The organism is Mycolicibacterium houstonense, assembly GCF_900078665.2.
GTDB lineage: Bacteria > Actinomycetota > Actinomycetes > Mycobacteriales > Mycobacteriaceae > Mycobacterium > Mycobacterium houstonense.
Window position 1 is genome coordinate 2,796,173 of record NZ_LT546207.1, and the last position, 16,702, is coordinate 2,812,874.

Sequence of the window (16,702 nt, forward strand, 5' to 3'; positions counted from 1 at the left end):
TAAAGCCAGAACGTGGCTGCACTTTTGAGCCGAAAAGTGTCTCCTAGGCTCCCTCTGTCGTTCACGCTTTAGTCATGACTCACGTATGGCTTGCTGCGGATACGTGTCCTGCCGCTGTGGATGCTGGCGGACTCAGTCAACCGTGGGCGACCGTGATAGCGGCAGCTATTGCAGTCACCGGCGCTGTCGCAGCCGTGGTTGGCGTGACGATCACGACCCGTACAACGCGCAAAGAGAACCGTAGAGCGGAAAAAGTTGCCGTGCTCACAGACGCTTGGGCGGCAGTCTTCAAGCTGACGAGAGCGCTTGAGCGACTAAACAAGATTGCGGACCCAGCACAGCGGGCAGAGAAGATCGCAGCGGCGGCGGAGACAATGTCAGCGCTGTCTGACAAACACGCACTAACAGCCAGCAAGTTGCCGCTCTACAACTTTGGCACTGCCGAACACGCTGTCCGCAAGCTCAATTCCGAACTACATGTGATGTGGGCAGATATGCGTAGACACCCTGCTGCGGCTATCGACGACACCAAGGCGGCAAACGCATACAAGACGGCCGAGCGGGCAATCAAGCAAGCGATTGAGGACCTGGGTTAATTCGCCTTCCGACGTAGGGGCACTACGTTGCTCGGCAGAGCGCCAGCTGCACTGCCAGAGCTGCCACGCCCCACCTTGGGGACTACCACCTGCTCCTCAGTGATGTAGTCCGCATACACGCTTAGCGTCAGTACGTAAGTGCTGTGTCCCAGCCACTTGCTCACCTGCATGTAGTGCTCCCCCGCGCTCAGGTTCATCGTGGCGAACGTGTGCCGCAGATCGTGGAAGCGCACCGTACCGCCTACTGCCTTATCGATTCCCAGCGCTTGGCAGGCCGGAGCTAGGTAGTTCTCGTACAGGTTTCCGGCGTGAACAGGGTGCGCCCAATCAAACGTGTAGCGGTTGCCTCTGCCTGGGAAAAGTGGCGCGTGGGCAATGTAGTGCGTCTTGCCTTTACCGTCGCGCACTTGGCCGGCAAACGGGTGGACGATGTCCAGGTACTGGCGCAGCTCCTCAGCCAACCACGGCGCTAGCGGCACTACTCGATCCGTTGACGCCTCACTCTTGGGCGTGCCGTAGATCCACTCCCGTCCCTTGCGCTTGGCTGTGCGTGAAATGCGAACAGTAGCTACTTGACCCTTATCAACCGCGGCGGGGAGGGTGATGTCTTGGACCTGTAGACCCTGTAGCTCGCTGGCCCGAACTCCGGTATGCGCCGCAAACAGCACAGCTAAAGCGTAGATACCGTTGCCTTCCCTGGTGTAAGTGCTGCCCTTGGGTCCACTGCTGTTCTCCGCAGTGCGGGTCACAATGTGGTCAGAGGCAATCCAGTCATGTACCGCCGCTACCTGGTTAGCTGTCAACGGGTGGTGCTTAAACGGTGCCTTGCCGTCACTGCTGACACGGCGCTTCGTGGTGCGCTGACGACGGCCGCTGATCACAGGGTTAGCGGGAATGGCCTGATCGTCCTGCGCAGTGTCTAGGATCCTCTTGAGCGTTCCGATGATGTGCTTCACCGTGCCAGCGCTGCGCACAACGGTGCGAGGGGATTGTTCACCGACACGTCGGCTCACATGTTGGTGATACTCGTGCGGTGCCAGCAGGTTGGCTCTAAAGCTCGCTACGTCTGCCGACGTAATCGAAGCCACTGGCTTGCTACCGAATACGGGCGCAAGGTGGGTGCGGTAGATCTTCTCGTAGCCTTCGATCGTGGAGTCATCCAAGCTGCCCACCAGCGAGTCCAGGTATTGCTTGGCGTAATGCCCTAGCGGCAGATTGGCCTTGGCCTTAGCGGTGCTCGGGTCGATATGGCTGGACTCCAGCGCGTTGTCCACCTTGCGAGCGTGTGCCTTGGCCTTGCGCTCGGTGTCGAACGTCTCGCTTGTTTGCCGAAACTTCTGCCGCCCCTGATCGTCAATGCTCGGGACTCCAAAACTGTCCCTCACAGGCTCACGCCACCGAACCTGATAGCTGACTAAGGGATTGCCACGCTTGTCCAGCTTGCCTGTGGTGCGCTTGCGGATAGTTGCAGCCACGGCTACACCTCTTCCTGATCGTCTCTGGGTATGTCTGCCATGCCCTTGCAGGTAGGCTCTGGCGCTTGGGCGATCACCTCGTACGGGTCAACGTCGAGCAGCAGGAACAGCCTGCGGCCGTTGTCCCACTTGACGTCGGCTTGCTGCGCCCAGAGGTTGACTCCCACTACGGTTCCCTGGGTGCCGACCGGCACAGGGTTAGGTTCGTCAGGCATTACGCCCGTGATCTGGACACGATCACCAGCTCGCAACATCACGCCACTCCCTCTCGCGCCAGCACGTCACGAACGGTGCTGTAGGACCAGGCGCCACCTCTTGGAGCAGCAACACCAGACTCAGTGAGAGCGTTAGCGATTGCCTTGGTGCCCTTGCCGGCAAGACGCAGTTCGATGATGTGTTGCACCACCTTTCGGTCGATGGTGCTTGGCTTCCCGAGCTGCTTGCCGGCTTGCCTGGCCTTGATCAATCCCTGTTTGGTGCGCTTGCTGATCAGCTCCCGTTCTTCCTCTGCGACTAGGAGTCTGGCGTGCGCGGTCAGTTGCGACACTGTGTTGCTATCGGTTCCGTCCAGCCCAACGATGCGCCAACCTTCGGCCTTCGCGTCTGCGACCAGCTTGGCGCCATCTGCCATGCTGCGCGATGATCGGTCAAGAGTATTGACTACCAACACATTCGCCATGCCAGTGCGAATAGCTGTGATTGCGGCTATGCGTCCGTACAACTTATCGCTGCGCTTGCCGCTCATGACGTCAGGAATCAGCGCGACCAGCTGCAGCCCGTTGTCTGCGCAGTACCGCTCGATCTGATCAGTCTGTGCTTCTAGGCCGTAGCCGTTGTCGGCCTGCCTGTTGGTCGAAACCCGTATGTAGCCTATGGCTTTCGTATTGTCCATCCTGCTCTCCTGGTGGTGGTTATGGCGGCTGTCGGGCGACATCCACCTCAGCCACTACTTATAGCCGACTTGGTACAACGGCTGGCACAAACCGTCAGAGCGTCCTGACCTGCACTTCTGACCTCTAGGGACGCGGATAGCGCTTGTGTGGACTCTCGATGGCCTTCTGACGCGCCAGCTGCCCGGCGATGCGAAGCGCGTCGGCACCTGTCACAGGTGGCTGAGCATCGCGCTCGCGGTCGAACTGGCGGGGCCCAGTCCGTCGTGGCGGTGCGGACTGTGCGTAGGACTGAGCAGCCATGGCGGGAGGGGTATCGGGCTGCTGCTCGTCAGCTTCAGGCCGGCTGACATTGAGTGCGTATCCACTAGAGCTACTACGTTCTTCGGTCAGTTTCGACGCCGGCGGATAACTCTCAGGATCGGAAACGTCTCGAGCTCTACGAGACTCAGTGCGACTGACGGTAGAGATGCCCTCGAACAGTTCCTCGTAAGGCTTCTGCTCACCCTGGCTCAGTACAACTTCCGCAGGAGGACGCAGGCCAGCGCGGTCGAGAGAATCTCGGATCGCTCGCAGCTGTGTATCAGGTGGCTTCGTGTCGTCGAACGCGAACTCAATGAGCTTGCCCATCAATCGGTTACTAGCATTCTGGACACGAACGCGTGCCTTTTCTGCTACTTGCTTCGCAGCGCCGCCGTGGGTCTTGCACACCGTGCTGCCGAGTATCGCGAATTTGCGACACTGCCCTTTGGAAGTCGTAGCGACGCACCGTCTCTCGGGATTCGCCGCAAGCGCCGCGTCGTGCCTGGCAACTGTCTCCGGATTTAGAGAGACGCCGTCAGCACTCCTGCCCGGTTTCGCCGTGTACGTCACTCCGTTACTACGTGTGACGCTATCCCCTTCCAAGGCTTCGGCGTTCCATTGATCGTCCACCAAAGCTGGGAGATTGTCGCTCTCAACGATTTCCGCGTCGATGATCTCGGGTTCGTCGTTGCTCATCGTCTATCGGCCCTTCCGTATCGATCTGTGCTGTGTTCGCCTGCAGCCATAGTCGAAACTGGCTGCCTGCCTCGGGACGGATGGACGCCCCTTTAGAGAGTGGGGCGCGTCCATTCCCACCGTCCATGACCGTCCACTGCCCGCGTCCATTGCCTGACATGCGATTTCGTGTCGGCGTCCACTGGACGTCCATGCCCGTCCATTCGAGGCGTCCATTGGACGCGTCCAAGCCTGTGACCTGCGACGATGCGCGCGGGCATCGCGGGCGTCCATTGCCGGGCCACATACAAACGCCGTGTCCCGCCTTGGTTTCAGCTGTTCTTGATCCGCCATACCTTGTACTCCTTGCCGTTCCTAAGGGTTTCTGTCCGCTCATATGCGGTGCCGGGTTCCTCGGTCCAGTGCCGAAGCAATCGGGTGATCCGCTTTCGACACGCATGAAAGGCATCATCTTTCGGGGCCACGTTGAACGCCTCCGCCACGGCTTCGGCGTCTGTGAGACCGCTGCTGCCAGCGGTCACTAACGCGGACACCAGCGCATCGGTCCAGTTGGTTGTGGTGCTGGATACGCCGCGTGTGTAATCGTCGGTGTACTCAACGGGGTCGACTGGGCTGCCGTAGGGAGTCTTGAGCTGTGTAAGCTCTCGGCGTTGATCGTCCAGCTTCCAGATATTGAGCACCGACCCCAAACCGGCAGTAAGCCACCGAGATCCGTACACGTCAGCCAGCTGGCGCGGCCGCATGTTGGCGGCGTTGGGCTTTCGGTTGTGGTGACAGCACGCAAACTCGACACCACGGGTAGTGATGTGTTGCACCGTGTCGTTGAACCCCATACCGGCAGAATCCTCGGTGCAGCTGGAAACCATGTCCTTGACGCTGTCTGCGACGACCAGGCCCAGATCATCGCCACCGATCTGCATCACCCAATCTGCGAATGCCTTCGGGTCCAGGTCACAGTGAAACGGAAGGGCGCCCCGCCAGACGATCACCTTGCGTTTGAGGCGGTCACGCACAGCAGGGTCGGTTAGGTCCACCATGCGGGCGATGCTGCGGCGTATCTGCTCTGGCCGGTCAAGTGCAAGGTAGAGGATCGGTTGGTCGCTTTGGTCAACTGGAAACCCTAGGACGTCATCGTCACCCAGGCCGGTTCGAGCCAACATGAACTGCTGCATGATCGTGCTCTTGCCCGCACCATCGGTACCGAACACCATCGAGCCTTGACCGGGCGCCATGAGTGCCTGTTGTCCGACTCCCCACAACGGCTCTGCGTCGATACCTGACTCAAGGAAGGCCACGCCGTCAAACGCCTGATCGCTGCAGCTGTCCAGTAGAGCCTGTGCTGTGCGCGCAGCGACACGACGCTGGACTTCCTGCTTCTCTAGTTCCTTGGCGACCAGCTGCTCGATGCGCCGTTCCGGGTCTACGTCAGAGGCAAACAGATCGTCAACTGCCGTGAAGTCGGGATCCTGCCACGCGTCGTACAGCTGGCGCTCGTCGGAATCTCGTACCTCACCTACGGCATACGCCACCAGGCGGTCGAACTCGTCAGCATCCAGCCGGCCGCTGCGAGACTCGTAGGCTTGCATCGCCGCAAGGCGGATCTGCTCGACCGCGTTGTCCCAGCCGTACCGCCTTCCCTTAGCCTCGCGGGCCGCTTTGCACAGCGCGTCCCGCATCGGGTTACGCGTTCCGTCGGCATCGGCCGCGTTGATCGTGAAGTCAATGACCCACTGCACAGCGTCAGGTTGCGGACCGTGGCTGTACTTGGCAGCGAATTCGGCCACTTCAGTAGGTGTTGCATGCTCCCCCGCCGCCCCGGTTGCGAGTGCCGGCAAGCCGGACACGTAGCTGTCGGGCAGAAGCGGGATTCTCTCGACAGGTGGCAGAACACCAGACCTACTACGTTTCCCGCCGGGAAGGTACAGCGCGTAGCGCTTGCCGGTGTGGTGCCAGCTGGGCGGCGCGACGATGTAGCGGTGATGCCTGTCTAGGAACTCCACGCCGCTGTTCGGGATCTCTTTGGGGTAGTAGTCCTCCGGCACTCGATACAGGCGGATGCCCGATACTCCGTCACGCCGGGCGGTGATGATGTACGTAGGTGGCAGCGGACCCCACTGGCGTTCCCAGTCTTCTAGCGTTGTCTTGCCGTTCTTGCCGTCGTAGGCGTCCACGTCGATACCGAGCACACCAGCGGGCAGCCGCTCGCCCAGTGCCAAGATTCCCGCCGTGCCGTTGTTCCGTTGCGCTGCCTGCGCGGCCAATTGCTCCCAAGTGTCCGGGTCGGCGTCTGAGGCGGAGAAACCGTGGTGCGCCGATACCCAGGGAAGTTTGTATCTACCCTTGTGTTCCTTGCCGATAGGGATCGCACCGAGCCACCCGTTGAGACCGTTGTTGTCCGCCTGTTGTAGCCACTCGTCCTGCGTGAGACTCTGCGGCGCAACGCCGTTGGCGGGGCCGACAACTGCGCCGGTGGCCGGTATGATGTCTGTCATCACTTGTCATCTCCGGTGGCGTCACCCGTTGTCTGCCAAACACATTCGGGTGGCGCCACTTCCTTTCTCCTAGGCTTCACCGCCTTTTGGTTGCTGAAATGTGGGTCGCCGCTAGTCCGTATCTGCCAGGGCGGCTTTGGCTTTCTCAAACTCTCGCTGGGCCTTGTCGACCTTGGCTTCGAGTGCTCGGCGCTTGTGCCGCTCTTTCGTGTACGACGGCTTGGCCGCTTCGGCGATCTCCAGGTGTGTCCGGACCACTTGCCTCACATATGAACTCTCGACTCGCAGCTTGATCGCAATGGCACCTGTGACAAGGCCTTGCCTGTGGAGGTCAAGGATCTGGCTGTCTACCCCTGCCATCAGATGCTCCACGGGTCGACGTTTGCCGACGCCCAGGGGTTGGGCGGCAGATCCTTGGGTGGCTCAACCTTGAGGTCGTCAAACCACTCGGGTGGGCCGGTGTACTCCGCGCTGTCTGGGCTTAATGTGCCTAGGGCGTTCAGGCACTGCACGCAGACCTTGAACAGACAGAGGTGCTCACCGCGCTTGATTGCGACTAGCTCGGTTGGCTTCAAATCGGCCTCGTGGCAGTGCTTGGTGATACCAGCCTGGCAGCTGTCGATGAGCTCCAACAGGTCTTCGGCCGCCTGCCTGTATTGGGCTGGGTTGGCTAAGGGGTACGCGCATAGGTTGTTGTGGACCAATGCGTACAGCCGCGTCAGTTCAATCTGTCGACCGTCGTCATAACTCGGGCAGAAACGGTCGTCAATCCAGCGCTCGCCAGTCAAACGCCAGTGCGCAACGCGCTTCGACACAAGATTGGCTGCTAACCGTTGCGCTAAGGGGTTGTCGTCCAACATCGAAAACTGATCCGCGACTACTGCGTTGAGCTGCTCAGCGTCTTGGCTCGCAGCTTTCCAGTCGTCCGGCGATATGGGTCTGCCGTATTCCGACTGCGACAGTAGCTGGTTCATCTCCTGCAATCGCGACGTGCCGGTGAGGTCGTCATCGAAACCCATCTATTCCTCCCAATTCGGTACTGGCAAATCAATTGCGTTGTCGTTGAGGTCTTCGCCGGACTCGTACACAGGGCGAGGCTGGGAAGCCTCACGTCTATGCACACCAAGGTCAACCCGGTAGCTCCGCACGTCGTGCTCTGTCGAACACGGTGCCGTGCGTGTGAACTGGACAGGATCGTTCGTGAATACGCGGTGGGCGTGCAGTTGAGTGCAGAACGGGCAGAGCACAGTGACCCGTCCTACGCACTGGGGCGGGTCACTGCCACGCAGCTTCACTGCGCGTATTTGTGCCGAGGGAAGCTGCTGAGTCACAACGCCTCGATGAGCGCGTCGAGCTGTTGGCGGTGCCAGTACACCTTTCTGCCCGCCCGTTTGGGTGGCGTGAGCTTTCCGGTGCGCCGGTAGTGATGATCAATTGTGTGCTTACTGGCGTTGTCCAATCCCTTGCTCCGCAGATATGCCGCCGCATCGTCAAAACTGAAGTACACGCGGTCGGACAGATGTGGATACGTTCGGGACATGGGGATCTTCTTTCGTTGCCTGTCAACATGATACGCCGCGCCACGCCGGTCGACGCCGTTCGATGAAGCCAAAAGCGCTGGCGCGCAGCGGATCCCGACGATCCCGACGCAGGTATAATCGGCACCTAGAAATGCATGTGCGAGAGGTCCTTCCAGCTCTCAAGTAAGGCATTACCAACAACGCCACATGTTGTTGGGGCCGGCGTTGATTCCCCAGGGACTCAACGAGACCCGGTTCCCTTAACAACGAAGGGCGTTGAAGTGACCACACTCACTACCCCGCGATCACTCGCGGATCTTCTTAGATTTCCTCCCTACGGCGCTGAGGGTGGTATTGCCACTCAGGGTGACGTTCTGGTCAACGTCACGGCTGACGGTGTAGATCTGAATGCCATCTGGGCCGAGGTGGCGCAGGTAATCGCAGCCTGGAACAACGAGCGCTCGGCTCTGACTAGCCTTCTGACGTTTGCTACGACCAACACGGCTGACGCAATCCCGCAGAGCAAGTCGGAGGACAGCTTCGAGGAAGCCAGCGAGTACGGTCAGCCTGAGAGCCTCAGGCCGCCTAGCGAATACGCGCTCATGGGTTACACCTTCAAGGATTACGACAAGGCGCTGCGCTACACGAGGTTCTTCCTTAGAGACGCTACGGCCGAACAGGTCCGTGCTCAGCTCAACTACGCACTCGAGGCCGACAACCGCCTGACTACCGGCACCATCCTGCAACGTCTGTTTGATCCCACTCAGGGTGAAAACGAATGGGGGCACTCGGTTTACGGTCTATACAACGGTGACGCTATGGCGCCTCCCGCATATCTGGGCAAGAGCTTTCCCACCGCACACCAGCACTATCTTGTATCGGGTGGCGCGGTTATCGACTCCGGCGACTTGGAGCAGGCTACGAAGCTGGTGACCGAGCATGGATTTGGTACCACACCTAACAGCCGACTACTGGCTCTAATGAATCCGGCGCAGGCCGAGGTTGTGTCTACATTCAAGGCTGGCGAAGAGAACGCCACCGGGATCGTTGCCAAGCATGACTACATCCCGAGCGCCGGAGCTCCGGCCTACCTGCAGCCCGACAACATTGTCGGCCAGGTGGCGCCAGAGAAGTACAACGGCTTAGCAGTGCAAGGTAGTTACGGGCCGGTCTGGATCATCCAGAGCGACTTCATCCCTGAGGACTACTTCAGCGTGGTGGCAACGTACGGGCCGAATTCACCCGACAACGCTATTGGTTTCCGGCAGCACACGAGCCCGGTCTACCAGGGGCTACGGGTCATTCCGGGAGCCACCGACTACCCGCTCCAAGACAGCTTCCTGTCTAGGGCTTTCGGTGTTGGTACCCGTCGGCGCGGCCAGGCCGCCGTTGTCCAGATCAAGGCCAGCGGCAGTTATGACGTTCCGGTGATCCCGAAGTAAGTAGGCAATCAGATGGATACAGCAGCCTCTCAGTGGCTCCGTGCGCATCTGGCCGACGTGCTCGTGGCGGTAGCGCGCGCCAATGCAGCTCTTGAGCAAGCAACCGTGGCCGGGGAGGAAGGTGGGCACAGTGGGTGACATACAGCGCCCGCTGAACATGACCGAACTGGATAGCAGCGCATCAGAATTCTGTTGGGGCGAAGGTATCGAGCCGGCCAGTCTCCGAGGCAGGCCACCGTCGGAAGGTGGAAGGTATAGGGGTACTACACCAGCGTCCGATCCGATCGTCCGGGTGAGCCGAACGTAGGCCGCTAGAATCCCAGTTCCAACTGCTCAACTACCTCTTCGACTGGACGGGCCTCTGTGTAAGGAGGAATAACCGTTGGGGTGCTTGCGCGAGCACCGTTCAGCAATTCTTCGACCGTCAAAATCTGCAGCTTCGGATAGGAGTTCTTGACAATATCTTCGTAGGTGCCTGCGGTGTCCGCTGCCTGAAGCATGCCGCGCGTGGGTTTCCAAAGGGTGATCAGGACGCCGCCATCTATCGAATCATCTTGCGCAACAACTCCACCAAGGTCGCGGACCATCTGCGGATTGAGCTGCTTCCCGCCTTTCACGCTGACAGCGATTCGTCCCGGCTTCTCCTTTTTGCCTCGGTAGTAGCGAATGTTGCCGTCGATGCCTCTGTCCGCGATCTGCTTTCTGTTGGGTGTTCCGCGTACAAGCGACACAGCCCACCTCTCGAAGTCCAGTGGATCGCGCTCAAACAGGGCGTGCGCTGCAGCCAGATCCTCCGGAACGCCTAGTACGTCATAGGTGTCCTCGATGGCGGAGCCGTGAGTCGTCTCCAGCCTGTTGCGGATCAGATCAACTGCGATGTAGGTGATATCGATTCCGATCCAACGCCGGCCAGTTCTGATCGCAGCGTCCAACGTGGTACCGCAACCACAGAACGGATCCAGAACGACGTCACCCGGATTCGACGAGGCTTTGATGATTCTTTCCAGGAGGCCAACTGGCTTTTGCGTCGGATAACCCATGCGCTCCCTGTCACGCGGCGACAGCCAACGAACATCGGCGTCGATACCGCGCGACGAAGTGAAGTCGGGTGCGGCCAGGTCGAAGACTGTGCCTTCGGTGTAAGGCTGGTATGCCCAGATGTCCGGCGCAGTCACTCCATCGGACGGCTTGATGGTGTGTGAATAGATGGGCCACGCCTCACCCGGCTCGATAGTGATGAAGCCCAGTTCGTATAGGCGGTCTAGCTTTTCGTGCTGACTCATGCCGGTGAAGTCCTCGCCAGCATCCTCTACTAGCTTCCCGGGTATGGCCCAGTGCCTACCCTTCGCAGAGGGATCGATACCCTTCCAGGGCTTTCCGCTCTCTCCGCCACGTAGACCGCTGCCAGTCATGACGTTTCCGTAATACGCAGTGCGCCACTCGTCGCCGTCTTGCTCGAAATACTCCTCGACATGGCCCTTCATGTAGGGCAGGGTGGGGCGGTTCCAGGTGTAACCGTCGCCGTCAGTCTTGGTGTAAAAGAGGATGACATCGTGCACCGGAGTCCAACGCCTTGCCTTCCCATGGGCGCCGGTGCGCCGCCAAATGATTTCGCTACGGAAGCAACGCGGCCCGAAGATTGCGTCCAACATGATCTTGAGATAATGGCTAGCGCTCGGATCGCAATGCAGGTATAGCGATCCCGTTGACTTGAGAACACGATGCAGTTCGACAAGTCGAGGGGCCATATTCGTCATATAGGCGGTCATCGGAGTCTCACTCACGAGCGTCCGCACTGCGCGAAGCGCTTCGGCTGGCGCGGACGGGAGACCACCCTCATTAACCAGGAAGTTGTACGTACTGCTTGTCTCTGTCGTCCACTTCCAGGTGTCGTCGAAGGCGTGTATCTGTGCGCTCGGGTCGCCGGGTGCAGTTGCAAATACGACGTTGTAGATCTGTTCAGAATTGAACGGTGGATCAAGATAGATGAGGTCGACAGACTCAGAGTCAATTCGGTGCGACCCCTGGTCCTTCAAGACTTTGAGATTGTCGCCGTAGTACAGCCGGTTCTTGTCCACGTCAGCAGCCTAAGGTGAGTGTCAGGGCGCGTCGAAGAGTGGCGCGCCGAGACCTAGTTGCACGCCTAATAATCCCAGCTCAAGCCGTACTAGCTCTAAGGCGTTCTGCGCATCAGGGTCGTCGGGGTCGCCACCTTCAGCACGGATTGCCTCGCGCTCTATGTCGTCCATGACGTGTTAGACGCACGTGGGGCGGCATCGGTTCCATCGGTTTCAACCAAGGCGGGAGAGACACCTACCCGTCCAGGTTCACCAGCTCACCGTTGACGAGAGAGATGAGCTCGTCGATCTCCTCGCAGATCCGATCCTTTAGAGACTCAGCCTCTTCCGGAAGGCCGTCCAAGTTACGGATAGCTGACCTATAACGCTTCAACGCCATCTCAGCGGGCAGCGGTCCTCTAGGTCCACCGTTACGGCGGCGCGGGTAGTCCTTGCCGTCTGTGCCAGTCGTGGTCTCCGCCGACTGCGCGGCCTCGCCACCTGTCCCACATTGGGACACCTGTCGGCCCACCGAGGATTTAGACATACCTACGGCTTCCGCGACAGCCCGCACACTCAAGCCGTGCCTGTGCAGCTGAGCTACCAGCGTCCGTCGGTCCTGAACGTTCAGCGCCACCGCGATTGGCCGGAGCCGTTCGATCGAATACGCCGTCCAGCTTGGGAACCCTAGGGACTTATGGATCTCGCCCGCCTTGGCTTCGAGCAGCAGAGCCGACAGGTAGTCCAGGTGCTCCCCGGTTTTACCGGCCACAACCTGGATCTGTTCGTCTAGCTCCAGGGCTGCATCATGATTCAGTGGCTGCCCGTGCGTGCGGACGTGATCATCGGCGACAGACATCGGTACCCCTATAGATAGGCGCGAACAGGGAAACCCCTTGCTCACCTAGCGCCCAGTGGGGTGCGCTCTCAACAACTCGCTTCTGTGGGGCCACGTCTGGTAACCGGACGCAAACCGGGCAACCACGGCCATACACCGCGTCGCGGAGCTGCTGCAGACGCCACAGTACACCTGCGATTGACCGTGTAACAGAAAGCGCCCACCCGCTGCGCAGACTCGCTACGTCCACACCGCGTCCACAAACTGCCGCCAACTGGGCAAACTGGGTAGATGTTCAACAGATCCGATCTGATGCAGCCGGCAACCGTTCCGACCTAGGAAGATTAGGGGATTAGATCCGAAATTGGATCTCGAGACGGCGTTACAGCAACTCTAATCAGACCAGGGACGCGGATTTTAAGTCCGCTGCCTCTGCCAATTGGGCTATGGGGGCGATCGGTAGCACCGTACCTGGCGGTCGGGTGAGCGAAGATTGCCAGCCCACTCTCGCGCGGAGAGTGCGCCGAAAGAGGTGCGAAGAGGGGGTGTGTCGCGGTGGTTGAATAACCGGCAGGGCTGGACAGCGACGGGGGCCGCACATGCCGAGCAGTATCGCGAATTCTATTGCCGTAGTTGCCGAAAGGATCGCATCGATCCTCGGACCACGCGCGATGCGAATGATCGCCAAGTTCAACAAGTATGTCACCAACCCGGTGCAGCGGCTGTGGGCACCGTGGCTGCCGTACATGGCGGTCATCGAGCACACCGGCCGCAAGTCGGGCCGGCCGTACCGCACGCCGGTCATGGCGTTCGTCGACGCGAAGTCCGTCTGGGTGGTGCTGAACTACGGCACGCACTCGGATTGGGTGCGCAACATCCAGGCTGCGGGTAGGGCGGGAATGACGCATCGCGGCAGGCACTACCGGCTGACCAATCCTCGGATCATCCCGGCCACCGACCAGAAGGCGCGGTTCGTTGCCTCATTGGCGCCGGTTTCCACAGCTGGGTCGTGAAAATATGGCGGCGCGACCCTGGTGTCGAAACCGGCGTCGCAGCCGTGGTGGGAACAGATTCTGATCGCTCAACCCCGCCGAGCGTGCGCAGATTACTGACGAAATGCGGCGTGTCGGGCAGCAAACACGCACACTCGCGGAGACAAGAGAGACGCGCATACGGCCAGTTGGGGCACCACAACGGGCGTAGGCTCCCCCTATCCCGAGCCTCGGGAGGCGGCCATGCCCGAACTGACCATCGAGCTGCGCGACGTGGTGCGCGAGTACAAGGTCGGCGGACAGCCGGTGCGTGCCCTCGACGAGGTCAGCCTGCAGCTCAACGGCGGGCAGTTCGTGTCGATCATCGGCCCGTCGGGCGCGGGTAAGAGCACGTTGCTGCACCTGCTCGGCGCGCTGGACTCCCCCGATTCCGGGTCGATCACCTTCGACGGCGAGGAGATCGGGCGCCTCGGCGACGAGCAGCAGTCGGCATTCCGCCACCATCGGGTCGGCTTCATCTTCCAGTTCTTCAACCTGCTGCCCACCCTGTCGGCGTGGGAAAACGTGGCGGTGCCGAAGCTGCTCGACGGGGTCCGGCTGGGCAAGGTCAAACCGCAGGCCGTGCAGCTGCTGGAGCGCGTCGGTCTGGGCAACCGGACCGAGCACCGGCCCTCCGAGCTGTCCGGCGGTCAGATGCAGCGGGTCGCGGTGGCCCGCGCCATGATGATGGACCCGCCGCTGATCCTGGCCGACGAACCGACCGGCAACCTGGATTCCACGACGGGCGCGGCCATTTTGACGCTGCTCGGCGAGGTCGCGCACGAAGAAGGCAGCCGTCGCCTCGTGGTGATGGTGACCCACAATGCCGATGCCGCGGCGGCCACCGACCGGGTGATCACGCTGCAGGACGGCCGGCTGGGCTCCGACGAGGTATCGGTGGTCCGGTGAGACTCGCCGCCACGGCAAGTCGGCTGCGAGTGTTCAGCCTGCGCGAGCTCACCGTGCACCGGCGGCGCACACTGGCCTCGATCGCCGTAATGGCCGTATCGGCAATGTATCTCGTCGCGATCTTCGGCATCTTCGGCTCGATCACCGGGTCGGTCAATCGGCTGGCCGACGGCATCGCCGGCGTCGCCGCGCTGGAGGTCTCGGGCATCACCGACGCGGGCTTCCCCGAATCGGTGCTGGCCGACGTAGCCAAGGTTCCCGGTGTCGCGACCGCAGCACCGATGATCCGGATGTCCGCACCCACCGCGGCCGAGCCGGTGCTGTTGTTCGGCGCCGACGACCGCAGCCGCGCCTTGGAGGGCGCGCTGAAAGACGCGGTCGGTGTGCAGGTCGAGGCCCCCACCGCCGCCGAGGGAGTTCGTGTCGGTCCGGCCGTCGGTCACGCGAAAGGCGAGACGTTTCAGCTGGGTTCGGGGTCGGTCACCGTCGCGGACGTGCTTGGGGGTGAGCAACTCGCGGAACTCAACGGCGGCCACTACGTGCTGGCCCCACTTCCGGTGGCTCAGAGCGTGACGGGACGCCGAGGCCAACTGGACTCGATACTGATCACCATCGCACCGGACGCCGATCTGGCCGCGGTGCGAGACCAGGTCACCGCCGCCGTGGGCGGCCGGGCCATCGTCGCCGACCCGAGCCTGCGGGCCGCCCGCGCCGGCGACGGCGTCAAACTGATGAACTACATGGCGCTGATGGGCGCGGCGGTCGCCTTGGTGGTCGGCGCGTTCCTCATCTACACGACGATGACGATGGCGATCGCGCAACGCCGCCCGGTGATCTCGATGCTGCGGGCCATCGGTGGCCGGCGCACCACCATCGTCCGCGACATGCTCGCCGAGGCCGCGATCCTCGGGCTGATCGGCGGCACCATCGGCTCACTCCTCGGAATCGCCTTGGGCCGCTTGGCGATCGGCCGCCTCCCACCGACGGTGACTCAGGGACTCGAGGCGCGTATCGAGTACTGGCTGCCCAGCTACGCGATCCCGGTCGCCATCGCCGCCACCGTACTCACCAGTGTGGCCGCGTCTGCGATGGCCGCGCGCCAGGTCTACAAGGTGTCCCCGATCGAGGCACTGGCCCCGGTCGGGGTGTCGGCGGCCGACTTCGTGGCCCGCTGGCTGCGCATCACCAGCGGCGTGGCGGCGGTGGCGGTGCTGGCCGCCTCGANCACTGGCGGCGGCCACGATCGAACGCGCGCCGCGGCGGGTGTGGGCCACCGTGATGACCGTGCTGATCGCCGTCGTCACCACGGTGGTAATCACGGGGACCAACAACGACATGATCCGCTCGGCCCGCGACATCTTCGCGCCGGTCGCCGACGTCGACGCGTGGGTGAGCGCCAACTCGCCCGACCAGTACCCCACCGACCTTCTGCCGCAAGGCCTTTCCGAGAAGCTCGCCGACGTCCCGGGGGTTGCGACCGTGACGGAGGGTGCCCTGGGATTCGCCATTGTCAGCGGCACCCGCGTGCTGCTCGACGGCTTCGCTCCCGGCACCCACGACCCGCTCTTCCGCGCGCTCGACGACCGGATCCGCGACGACGTGCTGGCCGGCCGCGGGGTGGTGCTCTCCCAGAACCTCGGCACGACACTCGGCGTGAAGACGGGCGACGCCCTGGAGTTGCAGACGCCCCACGGCCCGCAGCGGACCACCGTGCTGGCCCTGGTCCCGTACTTCTCGACGGTGATCGGCACCGTGGGCATGGACCTCGATCAGCTGCGGGCCTGGTTCGACCGACCGGGGTCGACGACGTTGCAGATCACCGCGGCCGACGGCGTGGATCCGAACCGGTTGCTTCAGGACATCGCCCGGGTGGCGCAGGCGCCGAACCACACCTACGACGGCCGCACCGCACTCGCCGGCCTCGAGGCACCGCTGCACCAGAGCATGTTGATCGCCAACGCGGTGTGGATCATCGTGGTGTTCGTCGCCGCCGTCGCGCTGCTCAACACATTGACGCTGTCGGTACTCGAACGACGTCGTGAGATCGGGGTGCTGCGGGCGATGGGATCCAGCCGCCGTTACACCCTGGCCATGGTGCTGGCCGAGGCGGCCGCCATCGGCATCGTGGGCGGTGTGCTGGGTCTGGCGCTCGGCCTGGTCGATCAATGGCTGTTCAGCCTCGTCAGCGGGGACATCATGAACTTCGACGTGACGTTCCGGCCGAGCCCGATGGCGATGGTGTTCACCCTCGGCGCGCTGGCGATCAGCCTGCTGGGGTCCGTGCCACCCGCGCGACGGGCCGCGCGGCTCAACATCATCGAGGCGGTCAGCGTCGAATAGTGGCCACTCCCTGCAGGTGTGGTGTGCAGGGAGGTGGTACCAGGGTGCGCCGGACGCTGCGCAGCCCGCTGGTGTCGAATCCGGCCGCGCCGATCGCGTCGACGGTGCGGCGG

Annotated in this window: 14 protein-coding genes and 2 pseudogenes; 5 read left to right on the top strand and 11 right to left on the bottom strand. The window is 61.9% G+C overall.

All coding sequences use genetic code 11. From position 1 onward, the window contains the following. Window positions 1-74 precede the first annotated feature (74 nt). Window positions 75-596 carry a hypothetical protein gene (locus BN4332_RS33225; RefSeq protein WP_160110854.1) on the top strand — a complete coding sequence of 174 codons (522 nt, stop codon included), beginning with the start codon at window positions 75-77 and terminating at the stop codon, window positions 594-596. Here the strand turns inward: BN4332_RS33225 and BN4332_RS14120 are convergent. The 8 genes from BN4332_RS14120 to BN4332_RS14155 all read right to left on the bottom strand — a co-directional run bounded on the left by BN4332_RS14120 (window position 593) and on the right by BN4332_RS14155 (window position 7,992). After that, window positions 593-2,071 carry a tyrosine-type recombinase/integrase gene (locus BN4332_RS14120; protein WP_066899009.1) on the bottom strand — a complete coding sequence of 493 codons (1,479 nt, stop codon included), beginning with the start codon at window positions 2,069-2,071 and terminating at the stop codon, window positions 593-595. The two genes, BN4332_RS33225 and BN4332_RS14120, sit on opposite strands and share 4 nt — an antisense overlap. 2 nt (window positions 2,072-2,073) lie before the next feature. Continuing rightward, window positions 2,074-2,325 carry a DUF4314 domain-containing protein gene (locus BN4332_RS14125; RefSeq protein ID WP_066899010.1) on the bottom strand — a complete coding sequence of 84 codons (252 nt, stop codon included), beginning with the start codon at window positions 2,323-2,325 and terminating at the stop codon, window positions 2,074-2,076. After that, window positions 2,325-2,963, bottom strand: a complete 639-nt coding sequence (locus BN4332_RS14130; RefSeq protein ID WP_074133068.1) for a recombinase family protein — start codon at window positions 2,961-2,963, stop codon at window positions 2,325-2,327. The genes BN4332_RS14125 and BN4332_RS14130 overlap by 1 nt, the downstream gene beginning before the upstream one ends. Before the next feature lie 124 nt (window positions 2,964-3,087). Continuing rightward, the gene (locus BN4332_RS14135; protein WP_084459275.1) at window positions 3,088-3,960 is read right to left on the bottom strand and encodes a hypothetical protein; all 873 of its coding nucleotides are present in this window, start codon (window positions 3,958-3,960) and stop codon (window positions 3,088-3,090) included. A gap of 311 nt (window positions 3,961-4,271) precedes the next feature. Then, the gene (locus BN4332_RS14140) at window positions 4,272-6,452 is read right to left on the bottom strand and encodes a bifunctional DNA primase/polymerase (protein ID WP_160110856.1); all 2,181 of its coding nucleotides are present in this window, start codon (window positions 6,450-6,452) and stop codon (window positions 4,272-4,274) included. Window positions 6,453-6,563: 111 nt separating this feature from the next. After that, window positions 6,564-6,824 carry a hypothetical protein gene (locus BN4332_RS14145; protein WP_066899013.1) on the bottom strand — a complete coding sequence of 87 codons (261 nt, stop codon included), beginning with the start codon at window positions 6,822-6,824 and terminating at the stop codon, window positions 6,564-6,566. Further along, a complete protein-coding gene (locus tag BN4332_RS14150; RefSeq protein WP_066899014.1) occupies window positions 6,812-7,471 on the bottom strand; it encodes a hypothetical protein in 660 nt (219 codons plus the stop codon). Before BN4332_RS14150 ends, BN4332_RS14145 begins: the two co-directional genes overlap by 13 nt. Window positions 7,472-7,779: 308 nt before the next feature. Beyond that, entirely contained in the window at window positions 7,780-7,992 is a 213-nt protein-coding gene (locus BN4332_RS14155; protein ID WP_066899015.1) for a DNA-binding protein, read from the bottom strand. A 261-nt stretch (window positions 7,993-8,253) separates the two neighbouring features. Here BN4332_RS14155 and BN4332_RS14160 point away from each other — a divergent pair, with 261 nt between their 5' ends. Further along, window positions 8,254-9,414, top strand: coding sequence for a hypothetical protein (locus tag BN4332_RS14160; protein WP_066899016.1), 1,161 nt, complete (start codon window positions 8,254-8,256; stop codon window positions 9,412-9,414). A 311-nt stretch (window positions 9,415-9,725) separates the two neighbouring features. Here BN4332_RS14160 and BN4332_RS14165 read toward each other — a convergent pair whose 3' ends face one another. Together BN4332_RS14165 and BN4332_RS14170 are read right to left on the bottom strand one after the other, a co-directional pair. Beyond that, on the bottom strand, window positions 9,726-11,492 hold the full coding sequence (locus BN4332_RS14165) for a DNA methyltransferase (protein ID WP_066899017.1): 1,767 nt from the start codon (window positions 11,490-11,492) through the stop codon (window positions 9,726-9,728). 235 nt (window positions 11,493-11,727) lie between these two features. Continuing rightward, a complete protein-coding gene (locus BN4332_RS14170; protein ID WP_066899018.1) occupies window positions 11,728-12,330 on the bottom strand; it encodes a helix-turn-helix domain-containing protein in 603 nt (200 codons plus the stop codon). A 650-nt stretch (window positions 12,331-12,980) separates the two neighbouring features. Between BN4332_RS14170 and BN4332_RS14175 the strand changes: the two genes are divergently transcribed. The 3 genes and pseudogenes from BN4332_RS14175 to BN4332_RS14185 all read left to right on the top strand — a co-directional run bounded on the left by BN4332_RS14175 (window position 12,981) and on the right by BN4332_RS14185 (window position 16,589). Next, window positions 12,981-13,322 (top strand): nitroreductase family deazaflavin-dependent oxidoreductase, encoded by a 342-nt coding sequence (locus tag BN4332_RS14175; protein WP_066899019.1) that lies wholly within the window; start codon window positions 12,981-12,983, stop codon window positions 13,320-13,322. A 231-nt stretch (window positions 13,323-13,553) separates the two neighbouring features. Next, window positions 13,554-14,249 carry an ABC transporter ATP-binding protein gene (locus BN4332_RS14180; RefSeq protein ID WP_066899029.1) on the top strand — a complete coding sequence of 232 codons (696 nt, stop codon included), beginning with the start codon at window positions 13,554-13,556 and terminating at the stop codon, window positions 14,247-14,249. A gap of 29 nt (window positions 14,250-14,278) precedes the next feature. Continuing rightward, a pseudogene (locus tag BN4332_RS14185) lies at window positions 14,279-16,589 on the top strand (ABC transporter permease). Here BN4332_RS14185 and BN4332_RS34370 read toward each other — a convergent pair. Then, window positions 16,576-16,702, bottom strand: a pseudogene (locus tag BN4332_RS34370) (class I SAM-dependent methyltransferase); the annotation flags it as partial. The pseudogenes BN4332_RS14185 and BN4332_RS34370 overlap by 14 nt on opposite strands.

Coding starts and splice junctions, on each gene's coding strand:
- BN4332_RS33225 (WP_160110854.1), top strand. CDS start 75: ATGACTCACGTATGGCTTGCTGCGGATACGTGTCCTGCCGCTGTGGAT.
- BN4332_RS14125 (WP_066899010.1), bottom strand. CDS start 2,325: ATGTTGCGAGCTGGTGATCGTGTCCAGATCACGGGCGTAATGCCTGAC.
- BN4332_RS14130 (WP_074133068.1), bottom strand. CDS start 2,963: ATGGACAATACGAAAGCCATAGGCTACATACGGGTTTCGACCAACAGG.
- BN4332_RS14135 (WP_084459275.1), bottom strand. CDS start 3,960: ATGAGCAACGACGAACCCGAGATCATCGACGCGGAAATCGTTGAGAGC.
- BN4332_RS14140 (WP_160110856.1), bottom strand. CDS start 6,452: ATGACAGACATCATACCGGCCACCGGCGCAGTTGTCGGCCCCGCCAAC.
- BN4332_RS14150 (WP_066899014.1), bottom strand. CDS start 7,471: ATGGGTTTCGATGACGACCTCACCGGCACGTCGCGATTGCAGGAGATG.
- BN4332_RS14155 (WP_066899015.1), bottom strand. CDS start 7,992: ATGTCCCGAACGTATCCACATCTGTCCGACCGCGTGTACTTCAGTTTT.
- BN4332_RS14170 (WP_066899018.1), bottom strand. CDS start 12,330: ATGTCTGTCGCCGATGATCACGTCCGCACGCACGGGCAGCCACTGAAT.
- BN4332_RS14175 (WP_066899019.1), top strand. CDS start 12,981: ATGCGAATGATCGCCAAGTTCAACAAGTATGTCACCAACCCGGTGCAG.